The 14,237-nt window shown below is 68.2% G+C and carries 13 protein-coding genes; 8 read left to right on the top strand and 5 right to left on the bottom strand.

Features of this window, described 5'->3' with window-relative positions:
- Positions 1-14 precede the first annotated feature (14 nt).
- From Q0A34_RS07155 to Q0A34_RS07165, 3 genes are read right to left on the bottom strand one after another with little or no spacing between them, the layout of a single operon-like run.
- Positions 15-389, bottom strand: coding sequence for a hypothetical protein (locus tag Q0A34_RS07155; RefSeq protein ID WP_291479310.1), 375 nt, complete (start codon positions 387-389; stop codon positions 15-17).
- A 41-nt stretch (positions 390-430) separates the two neighbouring features.
- Positions 431-2,140, bottom strand: a complete 1,710-nt coding sequence (locus tag Q0A34_RS07160; RefSeq protein WP_291479311.1) for a DEAD/DEAH box helicase — start codon at positions 2,138-2,140, stop codon at positions 431-433.
- A complete protein-coding gene (locus Q0A34_RS07165) occupies positions 2,137-2,379 on the bottom strand; it encodes a DUF3039 domain-containing protein (protein ID WP_291479312.1) in 243 nt (80 codons plus the stop codon). Before Q0A34_RS07165 ends, Q0A34_RS07160 begins: the two co-directional genes overlap by 4 nt.
- A gap of 136 nt (positions 2,380-2,515) precedes the next feature.
- Here Q0A34_RS07165 and Q0A34_RS07170 point away from each other — a divergent pair, with 136 nt between their 5' ends.
- The 6 genes from Q0A34_RS07170 to galE all read left to right on the top strand — a co-directional run bounded on the left by Q0A34_RS07170 (position 2,516) and on the right by galE (position 8,237).
- Positions 2,516-2,998, top strand: a complete 483-nt coding sequence (locus Q0A34_RS07170; RefSeq protein ID WP_291479313.1) for a DUF3099 domain-containing protein — start codon at positions 2,516-2,518, stop codon at positions 2,996-2,998.
- Positions 2,955-4,562, top strand: coding sequence for a methyltransferase (locus Q0A34_RS07175; RefSeq protein WP_291479314.1), 1,608 nt, complete (start codon positions 2,955-2,957; stop codon positions 4,560-4,562). Before Q0A34_RS07170 ends, Q0A34_RS07175 begins: the two co-directional genes overlap by 44 nt.
- Positions 4,559-5,035: a D-aminoacyl-tRNA deacylase gene (gene dtd, locus Q0A34_RS07180; RefSeq protein WP_291479315.1), complete on the top strand. Its 477-nt coding sequence runs from the start codon at positions 4,559-4,561 to the stop codon at positions 5,033-5,035. The genes Q0A34_RS07175 and dtd overlap by 4 nt, the downstream gene beginning before the upstream one ends.
- A gap of 196 nt (positions 5,036-5,231) precedes the next feature.
- Complete coding sequence (locus Q0A34_RS07185; RefSeq protein ID WP_291479316.1) at positions 5,232-6,374, top strand: sigma-70 family RNA polymerase sigma factor; 1,143 nt, start codon at positions 5,232-5,234, stop codon at positions 6,372-6,374.
- Between the two features lie 168 nt (positions 6,375-6,542).
- Entirely contained in the window at positions 6,543-7,232 is a 690-nt protein-coding gene (locus tag Q0A34_RS07190; RefSeq protein WP_291479317.1) for a metal-dependent transcriptional regulator, read from the top strand.
- 6 nt (positions 7,233-7,238) lie between these two features.
- Positions 7,239-8,237, top strand: a complete 999-nt coding sequence (gene galE, locus Q0A34_RS07195) for a UDP-glucose 4-epimerase GalE (RefSeq protein ID WP_291479318.1) — start codon at positions 7,239-7,241, stop codon at positions 8,235-8,237.
- Here the strand turns inward: galE and Q0A34_RS07200 are convergent.
- Entirely contained in the window at positions 8,194-9,522 is a 1,329-nt protein-coding gene (locus Q0A34_RS07200) for a DUF4192 family protein (RefSeq protein WP_291479319.1), read from the bottom strand. The two genes, galE and Q0A34_RS07200, sit on opposite strands and share 44 nt — an antisense overlap.
- A 162-nt stretch (positions 9,523-9,684) precedes the next feature.
- Here Q0A34_RS07200 and Q0A34_RS07205 point away from each other — a divergent pair, with 162 nt between their 5' ends.
- Positions 9,685-10,710, top strand: a complete 1,026-nt coding sequence (locus Q0A34_RS07205) for a PAC2 family protein (protein ID WP_291479320.1) — start codon at positions 9,685-9,687, stop codon at positions 10,708-10,710.
- Between the two features lie 8 nt (positions 10,711-10,718).
- A complete protein-coding gene (locus Q0A34_RS07210) occupies positions 10,719-13,274 on the top strand; it encodes a DEAD/DEAH box helicase (RefSeq protein WP_291479321.1) in 2,556 nt (851 codons plus the stop codon).
- Here Q0A34_RS07210 and Q0A34_RS07215 read toward each other — a convergent pair.
- Entirely contained in the window at positions 13,261-14,232 is a 972-nt protein-coding gene (locus Q0A34_RS07215; RefSeq protein ID WP_291479322.1) for a hydrogen peroxide-inducible genes activator, read from the bottom strand. The two genes, Q0A34_RS07210 and Q0A34_RS07215, sit on opposite strands and share 14 nt — an antisense overlap.
- Positions 14,233-14,237 lie beyond the last annotated feature (5 nt).

Below are 14,237 nucleotides of genomic sequence, written 5' to 3' on the forward strand. Positions count from 1 at the left end.
CGGCCTGAGCTCCCCTAGGCCCCGTCGTCGCGTCGCTCCTCCATGCACTTGCGGACCTCGTCACCCGAGTTCGACGAGCAGTCCTGCAGCGACTGTGCGGTGCTGTTCGTCACCACCCCGGCGAGAGCCACCGCGACGATCGAGACCGCCACGGCGATCATCGGGTACGACCTGCTCCAACTCGTCGAACGCACCGCCACGATCAGCGCGACCAGTGCCACCAGCAGGACGGCGACACTGACGATCAACCCCACCCACGGGAACAGCGCCGCCGGCAACGCCAGCACGGCCAGGACCACGGCGGCGAGCCCCAGTCTGCTCTGGGACCGACCGCCCAGCACCACCGGGGCGCCGGAGTCTGCGGGACGCACGGAGTTCTTCTTCGCCATGGGCACAGTTTAACCGACGCGGTCAGCCGCCCCGCCAGCGATCACCAGTCCCGGAGGTAGGCGATCCGGTCGCGGAGCTGCTCGGCGGTGCACAGGGCGGTCGGCGGGCCTCCGCAGTTTCGACGGACCTCGTTGTGGATGGCGCCGTGGGGACGCCCGGTGCGCTGCGACTTGGCCCCGACCAGGGCGTTGAGCTTCTTGCGCAGTGCGGGCAGTTCCTCGCTGGCGACCTTCCTGCCCCGATCCTCTGCCGGCGCCTCCGGCTTTTCAGCGGCGGTCTGTTTCGCGGCCCGGTCCCTGTTGTCGAGCTGGCTGGACTGCCGAGCACGCAGCAGGGTCTTCATCTGCTCGGCGTCCAGCAGTCCAGGCAGGCCGAGGTACTCCTGCTCTTCCGCGGAGCCGGTCATGGTCGCTGTGCCGTAGGTGGAGCCGTCGAATATGAGGCTCTCCAGTTCGGCCTCGGCGCCGAGTGTCTCGTAACCGCCCGGCTCGTCGGGCTCGTTCTCCTCCTTGTTCGCCTGGGCGAGGAGCTCGTCGTCCCACCCTTCGTTGGGACGGTCAGGCTTGCCGAGAACGTGGTTGCGCTGTCGCTCCATGTTCGACGCCAGGTCGAGGAGCACCGGGACGCTGGGCAGGAAGACACTGGCGGATTCGCCGGGGCGCCGGGAACGCACGAAACGTCCGATCGCCTGGGCGAAGAACAGCGGCGTCGACGCCGAGGTCGCGTAGACGCCGACGGCCAGGCGCGGGACGTCGACCCCCTCAGACACCATGCGCACCGCGACCATCCACTGGTCGGTGGAGTCGGAGAACTCCTTGATGCGGTCACTGGAGCCCTGTTCGTCGGACAGGACGACGGTCACCTTCGTGCCGGTGATCTTCTCCAGGATCGCGGCATAGGCCCTCGCCGTGGTCGTGTCGGTGGCGATGACCAGCCCGCCGGCGTCCGGGATGGACTCCCGCAACTGCATCAGCCGGGTGTGGGCCGCGCTGAGGACGGCCGGGATCCACTCGCCCTTCGGGTCCAGTGCCGTCTTCCAGGCTCGTGCGGTCTGCTCGGCGTTCAGCGGAGTTCCCAGCCGGGCCTCGTACTCCTCGCCGGCGCTGTCACGCCACCGTGCCTGCCCCGAGTACGCGAGGAAGACGACCGGCCGCACGACGCCGTCGGCCAGGGCGTCGGAGTAGCCGTAGGTGTAGTCCGACTGGGACACCAGTGCCCCGTCGACCTCCTTGTAGGTGACGAAGGGGATCTCGGAGTCGTCGGACCTGAACGGCGTACCGGTGAGCGCCAGGCGCCGTTCGGCCTGCTCGTAGGCGAAGCGGACCCCGTCGCCCCAGCTCTTCGCGTCGCCGGCGTGGTGGATCTCGTCGAGGATCACCAGCGTCTTTCGTGCCGTGGCGACCTGGTAGTGCTTCGTCGGCTTCATCCCGACCTGCGCGTAGGTCACCGCCACACCGTCGTGGGCGTTGTTCACCGCGGAGGAGTTGGTGAACTCCGCGTCGATGGAGATGCCCTGGCGCGCGGCGGCCTGCGCCCACTGGATCTTCAGGTGCTCGGTGGGCACCACGATGACGAGCCGCTGAACGACCCTGCTGTCCAGCAGCATCCGGGCGACAGTCAACGCGAAGGTGGTCTTACCTGCACCCGGGGTGGCCACCGCGAGGTAGTCCTGCGGGGCTGTGTCGATGTAGCGTCGGAGTGCGGCCTGCTGCCAGGCACGGAGCGTGCCGTATGCGTTGGCCCCACTCACTTCTTCCGGAGCCCCTTGTAGATGCTCTCGCAGTCGGGGCAGACAGGCGAGCCGGGCTTCGCCTGCTTGGTGACGGGGAAGGTCTCGCCACACAGGGCGACGACCATCCGACCGTTGATCGCGGAGTCGACGATCTTGTCCTTCTTGACGTAGTGGAAGAACTTCGGGGTGTCGTCCGAGGTCGTGTCTTCGGTCCGGACGTCGGGCCGCTCAATCGTTGTCGTTCCAGGAGTAGTCACGTCCCCATAATGCCCTCCCACGGCCGTGTTTTCCACCCGCGCCGGTCGGCGCTCACTTCCCCGGTCACTTCCCCGCCCACGTGCCGGGACGGTACCGGGGGTTGTGGCGGACATGCACGGGACTACGGTTGTGCCCATGTCCCAGCACCAGTCCCGTCGTCGCCGAGGTGACGACGTCTCGGTCATCACCGATGCCCGGCGTTCACCCCTGGACGACTGGCGGCACCGCCGCCGCCTCTACGCGGCACTGCAGCTGGCACGTATCCCGCTGCTGGTCGCCGCCGTCGTCGCCTACGCGTGGCTGCACAGCCCGGTCCTCGCCGCGGTGTTCGCCGTCATCTCGCTGCCTCTGCCCTGGGCGGCGGTGCTGCTGGCCAACGAGAAGACCGACGACCGGGAGAAGGGCCAGCCGAAGGTCTACAAGCCGGCACTGGCCCGGCAATACCGCGACAGCATCACCGACCCCCAGCTGGGACGCCCGGTCAGCGGTGAACTCGCCGGCGCCGGCCACGCCGTCATCGACGCAGAGACCGACACAGACACAGACACAGCCGACAGAAATGACACCGACACCCATGGAGCGCAGCGACTTGACGGACACGACGACACAGACCGCTGACCCCGGCTCCCCGTGCCTGGGAGAACTCGTCCGCGCCCTGGCCGCCATGGACTACGGCTCTGCACTGCTGCTCCGCAGCCTGGGCAGGGAGGGCCATGCCGAGGCTCTCGCCGGCAATCCCGCCGGTGCATGCTGGCACCTCGACCGCCGGACGGGCCCGGGCGAGGACGGCGCCCCTGCCCGGGAGAGTCTCCTCACCCGCGCGTTCTTCCTGCGCATGCCGGTTGACCGGGACGACCTCGCCCGGCTGCTCGGTACGTCCCTGGTCGACGAGCTGTGTACGGCGGGCGTCCTCTCCGAGAGCCGCCGGGAGGGTGCTCCGGCCACCGTCCGCTCCCAGGTCGACGTCCGTCCCGTCGCACACCCGGTACACCGGGCGGACGGCGGTGAAGCCCTCGTCGTCTCCGACGCCGATGCGTCGCTGGAGGACAGGAACCCCGGCGCCGACCATGTCCCCGGCGTCGGCCAGGCCCCGCTGACGTTGCTGAACCAGGTGCCCTCGACCCCGGTCGGACGGCTGCTCGACCTCGGCACCGGGTCCGGGGTGCTGGCGTTGACGGTGGACGCGTGGCAGACCGTGGCCACCGACGTGCACGACCGCGCACTGGACTTCGCCCGAGCCTCACACCGGTCGGTCACCGACCGCACCGTCGACTGGCGCACCGGCAGCTGGTTCGACCCGGTTGAGGGCGAGAAGTTCGACCGGATCATCTCCAACCCGCCGTTCGTCGTCGGCCCCGCCGAGGACGGCCAGATCTACCGCGACTCCGGACTCCGCCTCGACGACGCGACGCGGACCGTGGTCCAGGGTGCGGCGGAACACCTGGCCCACGGTGGTACGGCCCACCTTCTCGGTGCGTGGGCGACATCGTTGTCCGAGTCGGCCGCCAGCCGCGTGGCCGGGTGGATCCCCGCCGAGGGGGTCCGTGCGTGGGTGATTCAGCGAGACGAGGTCAGTCCCTCCGTCTACGTCCGTACGTGGACCGCGGACGCGTCGCTGGACCTGCGCACCCCGGCCGGTCAGACCCGGGTGCGGAGGTGGCTGGACTACCTCGACGACAACGGTGTGACCCGGATCGGCATGGGCTACGTCCACATGCAGCGCATCGACGGCCCGTCCGAGGTGACCTTCGAGGTGCTCGACTCCCCCGACCTCGGCTTTGTCGGCGACGAGGTGGGCGAGTACTTCGTGCGCGCCGGGTGGTTGGCACAGCGTGACGCCGGTGAGATCCTCGACGCCCGCTTCCAGGTACGTCCCGGGCTGGCGAGGGAGAACGTGGAGGTCGCCCGGACTGACGGGGACGAACCCGGGTTCCGAGAGGCGGTCGTCCGTCTCACCCGTACCGACGGCCCCGGATTCAGTCACGACATCGACGACGCACTGTCCTCCGTGGTCGCCGGTCTGTCCCCTCACGGGCTGAACCTCCGCGACGTCGCCGGCCTGTACTGCGCCGTGAACGACCTTGACGAGGAGGAGTTCACCGACGCGCTGGTCCCGCTGGTCGTGGACCTGGTGCGCCACGGTATGGTGCTCCCCGCCGAACTGCTGGAGGAGGAAGCTTGAGAGCCGTGGTAAGTACCGTGCACGAGGCGAGCGTGACCGTGGACGGCGAGGTCGTCGGCGCGGTGGACGCCGACCGCGACGGTGCCGGCCGTGGAGCCCTGCTGGCGCTGGTCGGGGTCGGGCGCGAGGACGGCCCCGATGCATGGAGGACGGTGGCGCGGAAGATCGCCGAACTGCGGATCCTGCCACGCGTGGGTGAGCCCTGGGACGGTGTCCGGGACGCCGGGGCACAGGACAACGGGGCCGAGATCCTGGTGGTCAGCCAGTTCACGCTCATGGGCGCCACTGCGAAGGGCCGGCGTCCGTCCTGGTCTGCGGCGGCTCCCGGGCCGGAGGCGGAGGAGGTGATCACCTGGATCGTCGAGGACCTGCGGGGGCGGGGGCTGCGGGTGGAGACCGGAGTGTTCGGCGCCATGATGGACGTCCGTTCCACCAACGCCGGCCCTTATACCGTGGTCGTCGAGGCGGAGTGAGGAGACGCTCCCGCCACCGGGGTCCCCCTCCCCCACATGAGGGTGACCCGGAACTTCATTGCCAGAGCCACTCACCTGCAGCTTCCATCACACGTCGGGTGAGAAGGTGGCGAGAACGTTAGGGCCGGAACAATTTCCGAACGCGACCCGTTGGACTGTTTAGAGCTTCCGCCACCGAACCCAGGAGGTCAACCAGATGGGCAACCGCACGACGAAGAACTCCGGCACACCGGAAGAGAACGACATCCTGGAGACCACCCGAGAAGCCGCAGACACCCCCGCGGAGATCGACGAACTCCAGGATGTGGCGGTCGCGCCGTCCGTGGACCCCGTGGAGGATCCCGCGGACGCCGTGGATGCCGCCGTCGCGGATGACACGGCCGACGACGTTCCCGAGGACAAGGGACGCCGCCGGGGAAACAACGAGAATCCCTCGGCCGACCTGGTTCGGGTGTACCTCAACGGAATCGGCAAGACGGCACTGCTCACCGCCGAGGACGAGGTGGAGCTTTCCAAGCGCATCGAGGTGGGCCTGTACGCGGAGCACCTTCTGGAGAACAGTGACAAGCTGACCCGTGCAGCCAAGCGTGACATGAAGATCCTGGCCCGTGAGGGACGTGCGGCACGCACCCACCTGCTGGAGGCAAACCTGCGTCTGGTGGTGTCCCTGGCGAAGCGGTACACCGGTCGTGGCATGCCGTTGCTCGACCTCATCCAGGAGGGCAACCTAGGGCTGATCCGCGCGATGGAGAAGTTCGACTACGCCAAGGGCTTCAAGTTCTCCACCTACGCCACCTGGTGGATCCGTCAGGCCATCACCCGTGGCATGGCCGACCAGTCCCGTACGATCCGGCTGCCTGTGCACCTGGTGGAGCAGGTGAACAAGCTGTCCCGGATCAAGCGTGAGATGTACCAGCACCTGGGCCGTGAGGCGACCAACGAGGAACTCGCCGAGGAGTCCGGCATCGACGAGTCCAAGATCGAGATGCTGCTCAAGCAGTCCCGCGACCCGGTGAGCCTGGACATGCCGGTCGGCTCCGACGAGGAGGCCCCGCTGGGCGACTTCATCGAGGATTCCGAGGCGACGGACGCTGAGGCGGCGGTGGTGGCCTCCCTGCGCCACTCCGATGTACGGGCGGTGCTCGACACCCTGGAGGAACGCGAGCAGGACGTGATCAAGCTGCGCTACGGCCTGGACGACGGGATGCCCCGCACCCTGGACCAGATCGGCCGGAGTTTCGGGCTCTCCCGCGAGCGCGTGCGGCAGATCGAGCGTGAGGTCATGACGAAGCTCCGCGAAGGCGACCGGGCAGCCCGACTGCGCGAATACGCGGTCTGACACGGAGCGAGGCGGTCTCGACCTGTCCGGCTCGTCGGACAGGTCAGACCGCTCAACCATGTCCGCCGATAACCGTGTAGGTTGTAGGTCACTAGTGTGTGAATAAATCCCGTGAATGCGACCGTGAGTTTTCGCTGGTCGTATACGTCAGAGAAAGGCCATGGTCGAGTGAAGGACCTCGTCGATACCACTGAGATGTACCTCCGGACGATCTACGAACTGGAGGAGGAGGGCATCCCTCCGCTCCGCGCCCGGATCGCCGAGCGACTCGACCAGTCCGGCCCGACCGTCAGCCAGACCGTGGCCCGTATGGAACGTGACAATCTTCTCTGGATCGCGGACGACCGCTCCCTCAAGCTCACCGAGGAGGGCCGGGAGCACGCCACCGCCGTGATGCGGAAGCACCGCCTTGCCGAGCGCCTGCTCGTCGACGTCATCGGGCTGCCCTGGGAGTCCGTCCATGACGAGGCCTGCCGGTGGGAGCACGTGATGGGTGACGAGGTCGAGAAGCGGCTGCTCGCCGTGCTCGAGGACCACAACACCTCACCGTTCGGAAACCCGGTGCCAGGTCTCGAGAAGCTCGGCCAGACCTCGGTCGGCAACCCGGACAACTCCCACCGTGCCTCGGACCTGGACCTGAGTTCCCCGCGTAAGGCCACGATCGTCAGCTTCAATGAGATCGTCCAGGTCGAGCACAAGGTCATCGGCAGGCTGGGACAGTACGGGATTCGGCCCGGGACCACGGTGACCATCCAGGACACCCCGGACGGGCTCACCCTGCAGACCCCCGGCGGGGACAGTGTGGTTGTCCCGGAGGAGCTGGGCCACGCCATCCGTATCGTCGTCGAGGGGAACTGAGAACCTATGGGTCTCGCTGAAGGAAGCCATGTCCTGGTCACCGGCGGCGCCGGCTACGTGGGGAGCGTCTGCGCGACGGTGCTCTGCGAGCAGGGCTACCGGGTCACCGTGATCGACGACCTCTCCACCGGCAACCGCGAGGCGGTGCCGGCGGACGCGACCTTCCTGGAGGGGGATGTCCTCGACCGGGCTCCGGAGGCCCTGGCCGACGACTGTGCCGCGGTCTTCCACTTCGCCGCGAAGTCGCTGGTGGGCGAGTCGGTCGAGGCGCCTGACATCTACTGGCACGGAAATGTGGTCACCTCGCTACGGCTGCTGGACCTGATGCGCGGTCACGGTGTCGACAACCTCGTCTTCTCCTCCACCGCGGCCTGCTACGGAGAGCCGGCGTCGGTGCCGATCACCGAGGACATGGCGACGGCCCCGACCAACCCCTACGGGGCGTCGAAGTTGTCGATCGACCAGATCATCACGTCCTACGCCCACGCCTACGGGCTCGGTGCCACGAGCCTGCGCTACTTCAACGTCGCCGGCGCCTACGGGGACACCGGAGAGAACCGTGTCGTTGAGACACACCTGATTCCGCTCGTACTCCAGGTGGCGCTCGGTGCCCGGGACAAGATCATGGTCTTCGGCGACGACTGGCCCACCCCCGACGGGACGTGTGTGCGCGACTACATCCACATCCGCGACCTCGCCGACGCACACCTGCTCGCCGCCCGCTCCAACACGTCCGGGGAGCACCGCATCTTCAACCTGGGTTCCGGCGACGGCTACAGTGTCCAGCAGGTCATCGACACCTGCCGTGAGGTCACCGGGCACCCCATCCCGGCGGTCACCGCACCCCGTCGTGCCGGCGACCCCGCCACCTTGATCGCCTCCTCGGCACGGGCGGTCAAGGAGCTCGGCTGGACCCCTACCCGCAGCGACCTGCACACCATCGTCTCCGACGCATGGGCCTTCACGTCCCGGCTCGGCGACCGAGCGCATTTCGCACGGCGGTAACCGCCTCTCGGTCCAGCACCGGCTCCGCCACCGCCCCGTGACCGGGTTGCCCGGCAGGCGCGGTGGTGGCCGACACGGCCTCGATCTGGGAGAGTCCCTGGTCGAGGATGCTACGGACAGCTCTGGCGGCAGAGCCGTCGCACACCCCGTCCCACAGGACACCCGCCAACGACATCGTCAGCAGGTCGTCCCCGAGCTGTCCGGTGTCACCGTTGACCCCCGGCAGGCGGCCCGCCCCACTCTCCTGCGCCATCTCCTGCAGGCAGCGCCGGGCAGCCCGGTGCCCCAGCGCCCCGTGGTTCCCGCACCACCCCAGGACCGCCACCAGCAGGAGTGCCCGGCTACGCAGAGAACACCGAGCCAGTGCCGCGGTCTCCAGCAGCAGCGCCATCACCACGGTCGCCGCCCCACCCGCGGCCAGCGTCACCAGAGACGGGAAGAGCCGCACGTTCGTGCAGAATGTGTAGACCTTCTCCGCCGTGTCCCGGTCTGCCAGGGTCCGGCGCACGGCGTCCCGCGCCAGTCGTAGGGGCGCTACGTCGTCTTCCCCCCGGTGCCCCCGGGTCTTCCGTGCGGCCACCTCGTCCCGGAGTCTGGCCACCAGGGCACAGACGTCCGACGGGGTCACTGCGCCGCCGAAGTCTCGCCCTCCGGACCCCGTGGTCCAGCTCGCCGGCAGATGTGCCCGCACCTCCCCGTCCTCGACCGGGTCGAGCTCCCTGTCGATCGACTCCGACGTCGCCGCCGAGTCATGCACCGTCGTCCCGCCCGTCGAGAGGATCGGGCTTCGCTGGGGATCCTCGAGTTTCCCCCGGCGTCGGACACACCAGCCACCTCCTCGGCCCGACGGGACCACCTCCCGCCACACGCCCCCGCCCCTCACGGACTCGGTGACGTAGACACCGGACACACCGACGGCGTTGTCGTCCAGTTCACACAGCACCGTGGTGAGCACATCCGTCGTACGGCCGTCGAAGGGCCAGCTGTGTGGCGCGACGACGATGACGGCCGCCCGGGCGTCAGGCATGTCGTAGACGGCCCCACACAGTGCGTCTGTGCCGGCTGCGGCTGACTCGGGCAGGAGATCGGTCCGCACGACCGGCCCGACCGCCTCCAACCGGTCCCCGTGATAGCTGAGTCCTACGAGCACGACACTGGCCGTCGGGGTGAACCCGAGGAGCCCGGGAACTGCCGCGATGAGTCCCCCGGGACCGCTGTCGATGACGACGGGACCGCCGGAGGGAATTCCGGGGCCCCGCGAGTGGTTGTGGTGAGTGGAAGTCATGGAGACATCCTCCACCGGAGACCCGCCCGCGGTTCCTCCGCTCCAGTGGTTCAACCAGGAGCATGTGGACAAGCCGCACCCTGTGGAGATCCACTGGTGCGGGAAGGGCGACTGGTAGAATAGATCCACTGCGTCGCACGTCAGTGAAGGGAGCACACGAACATGTCCGACAGTAACCATATGTACGAACTCGAGTACCCCGGCCCTTCGGCACAGACCGACGGCGGCGAGGACGGACTGTCGATGGTCATCGCTCTCCAGGGCTACGCCGACGCCGGACAGGGCGTTCGGCAGGCGGGACAGCACCTGCTCCAGGCACTCGACCACTCCGCGGTGGCGACCTTCAACGTCGACGAGCTCATCGACTACCGGTCCCGCCGTCCCGGGGTCACGCTCGACCACGGGCGCGTCGTCGACAGGGAGGACCTCTCCCTGGCCCTGTACCGCATGGAGGATTCAGACGGCCAGCCGTTCATGCTCCTCACCGGCCCGGAGCCGGACCTGCGCTGGGAATCCTTCAGCAGGGCCGTCGCCGAACTCGCCTCGCGCTCCGGGGTCGACCGCACGGTCACCTTCTACGCCGCGCCGATGACCGTCCCGCACACCCGGCCCCTCATCGTCACCGCGCACGGTTCCGACCCGTCACTGATCGAAGGCCTGCGGACCTGGGAGTCCCGGATGATCGTCCCGGGTGCGGCGATGCTGGACGTCGAGCTGCTCCTGTCCCGGGGCGGGCTCTCGACGGTGGGACTCACCGCACACGTCCCGCACTACATCGCGGCGTCCGACTACCCGGAGGCAGCGTACGGTCTGCTGCACACCCTGGAGTCCGTGGCGGACCTCAATCTCCCGCTGCGGGCCCTGGAGGCGGACATGGACAAGGTCCGGCAACAACTCGCCGACCAGGTCGACGACTCCGCCGAGATCGCCTCGGTCGTCGGCGCCCTGGAGCGCCAGTACGACGAGGACCAGTCGCGTCAACGCAGGCGCCGGGACAACGCCCTTCTCCCCCCCGGCGAGGAGGTGCCGTCCGGTGAGGAGATCAGCGCCGAAGTCGAGCGGTTCCTCGCCAGCGCGATCGACATGTCCGGGGACGACAGCGGTGATGACGGCGCCGGAGCCACCGACGACGGCCCTGGGTACAATTCAGACGACAACCCCGACGATCTCGACGACCCCGACAGGTAAGAACACCGGTGACGACGCCCGCTACTGACACCACCCTCTCCGCCCTCCTCCCCGACCTCGACGAGGTCCCGGAGAGCCTGGTGGACGACGCGGTCCTCGAATCCTTCCTCGCCTGGGCCCGCGACCGCGGCCTCACCCTCTACCCCGCCCAGGAAGAGGCTGCGGTGGCGCTGGCCGCCGGAGACAACGTCATCCTCGCCACACCGACCGGATCCGGCAAGTCGCTGGTGGCCACGGCCGCCCACTTCATCGCCCTGGCGCACGGGAAACGCACCTTCTACACCGCACCGATCAAGGCCCTGGTGAGTGAGAAGTTCTTCTCCCTGTGCGAGATCTTCGGCCCGGCGAACGTGGGCATGATGACCGGCGACGCCACTGTCAACGGCAAGGCCCCCGTCATCTGCGCCACAGCGGAAGTCGTGGCGAACATCGCACTGCGCGACGGGGCCGCCGCGGACATCGACCAGGTGGTGATGGACGAGTTCCACTACTACTCGGAGCCGGACCGTGGGTGGGCGTGGCAGGTCCCGCTCCTGAGCCTTCCCCGAGCCCAGTTCCTCCTCATGAGCGCCACTCTCGGTGACACCGCCTGGCTCGAGGAGGACCTCACGCGCCGCACGGGACGCACCACCACTCCGGTGACCGGCACTGTACGTCCGGTCCCGCTCGAGTTCGACTTCGTCTACTCCCCCGTGCACGAGACACTGCAGGACCTCATGGACGCCGGCAAGGCGCCGGTCTACATCGTTCACTTCTCCCAGCGCGAGGCCGTTGAACGCGCCCAGGCCCTGACGAGCATGAGCTTCGTGGACAAGGAGCGCAAGGCGGAGATCGCGGCGGCGATCGGCGACTTCCGCTTCACCTCCGCCTTCGGAAAGACTCTGTCCGGTCTGCTGCGCAAGGGCATCGGCATCCACCACGCGGGCATGCTGCCCAAGTACCGCAGGCTCGTCGAGAAGCTCGCGCAACAGGGCCTGCTCAGCGTGATCTCCGGAACCGACACCCTCGGCGTGGGCATCAACGTGCCGATCAGGACGGTGCTGATGACCGGCCTTGCGAAGTACGACGGCATCAAGCACCGCATCCTCAAGTCCCGGGAGTTTCACCAGATCGCCGGACGCGCCGGACGCGCCGGCTACGACACCCAGGGCACGGTGGTCGTGGAGGCGCCCGAGCACGAGATCGAGAACTTCCGTCTGCGTGAGCGGGCGGGGTCGGACCCTAAGAAGCTGAAGAAGCTCAGGAAGAAGTCCGCTCCGGAGGGACGGGCGACGTGGACGAAGTCGACCTTCGACCGGCTCACGACCGCGGAACCGGAAGAGCTGGTCAGCCAGTTCCAGATGTCGCACTCCATGCTGATCAACGTGGTCGCCCGCGACGAGTGGACCTACGCTGCGCTGAAGAGCCTGCTGAGGGACAACCACGACACCCGGGCCAAGCAGAACCGTGACATCCTCACCACGATCGACCTGTACCGGGGCCTGCTCCGCACTGAGATCGTCGAGGAGTACGGGGCGGACACCCCGTCCGGCAAGGACGCCAGGCTCACCCGGGAGCTGCAGCGGGACTTCGCGTTGAACCAACCGTTGTCCCCGTTCGCGCTCGCGGCCTTCGACCTGGTCGACCCAGAGTCGGAGACCTACACCCTGGACGTGATCAGCACGGTCGAGGCCATCCTGGACAACCCCAACCAGGTGCTCACCGCCCAGCAGCGGGAGCGGAGAGGTCAGGAGATAGCCGCGCTGAAGGCCGAGGGGGTCGACTACACCGAACGTATGGCGATCGTGGAGGACATCACCTGGCCGAAGCCCCTGGAGGAGGAGCTGGAGCAGGCCTACGACATATTCTGCGAGTCCAACCCGTGGGCCGGCGAGTTCGACCTCGCACCGAAGTCGGTGGTCCGCGACATGATCGAGAAGGCCATGACCTTCTCTGACCTGATCGCCACCTACCAGTTGGCGAGGTCGGAGGGTGTGGTGCTGCGGTACCTCACCGACGCCTGGCGGACGCTGTCGCACACCGTCCCCCCGGAGCGCCGTAACGACGAGCTGGAGGACATCATCGTCTGGCTCGGCGAGCTCATCCGCCAGGTGGATTCCTCGCTGGTCGACGAGTGGTCGGCCATGGCTGACCCCGACAGGCCGGTCACCGAGGAACAGGTCGCCGAGCACGCCTTCGGTGTCGACGACCCGACCCGGCTCAGCGCCAATCCCCGCGCCCTGCGTCGAATGGTCCGGAACCACTTCTTCCGGCACGTGGAGCTGTTCGCCTTCGAGAAGGAGAAGGAGCTCGCGGAGATGGACGACTACCTCGATCAGGCTCCGGACTGGCCCGCGGAGATGGACGCCTACTTCGACGAGTACGCCGACATCGGCGTCGACGCCGGCGCCCGGTCCCCCGACCTGGTGCTCATCACCGAGGAAGGGCGGCGATGGACGGTGCGCCAGATCCTGGACGACCCGGAAGGCGACCACGGGTGGGCGTTCGAGGGTGTCGTGGATCTCGACGCCTCGGACGACGCCGGGGAGGTCCGGCTCAGCGAGCTGCGGGTCATCCAGGGTTGAGCCGGGCGTCCAGCACTGCCCGGCTGACCTCCACACCGGACCCGTAGGCCTCGGCGACCACCGTGCCGATGGTCCGGAACGCCTCGTCGCGGGTGGAGCTGGACCGGTAGCTCAGGTTCACGGTCCGGCCGGCGGTGGCCGCGCCACCGTCGAACGTCGCCAACGCCACTCCCGGACGGTCGCATTCCGCCGCGACGGCGCTCACCGGCACCAGGGTGCAGCCCAGTCCGCCGATCACGCACTGCACGACGGTCGACAGGCTGGCCGCCCTCGTCACGGATCTGGCGGGGTCCACCGTGAGCGACGCCGAACGGCACAGGTCCAGCACCTGGTCGCGGAGACAGTGGCCGTCATCCAGAAGCAGAAGGTCGAGGGTGTCCAGTTCGTCGAGAGTGACGTCCCGGCGACCGGCGAGACGGTGACCCTCGGGCACAACCAGGACGAACTCCTCGCGGTAGAGCTCGATCTGCTCGATGCCTGCACCGGTGACGGGCGACGCGACAACAACCGCGTCCAACCCGCCCTGCCGCAGGGAGTCGACGAGGCTGCTCGTCTTCTCCTCCACGATCTTCGGTTCCAGTTCCGGCGCCACCGACGGCAGGGACCGAAGGAGGTACGGGAGGATGAACGGGGCGACAGTCGGGATGATGCCCAGTGCCATAGACCCGGCCAACCCGCCGTGGGCCCCACGGGCCTGGCTGATGAAGGTGTCGAGACTGTCGAGCGTCGCCTGCGCGTACGGCAGCAGGTCACGGCCGATGTCGGTGACGATGACCTTCCTGGTGGACCTCTCGATCAGCTGAACCCCCAGACCATTCTCCAGTGCCGCCAGCCCCTGGGACAGTGACGGTTGGGAGATACCCAGCTGCTGGGCAGCAGCGCCGAAGTGCCCGTGCTCGGCGACCGTGGCGAAGGTCCTCAGTTGGGCGATCGTCGGCCGGTAGACTTTATTGACCATGCCTA

The sequence above is a fragment of the Corynebacterium sp. genome (assembly GCF_022712195.1).
Classification (GTDB): Bacteria; Actinomycetota; Actinomycetes; order Mycobacteriales; family Mycobacteriaceae; genus Corynebacterium.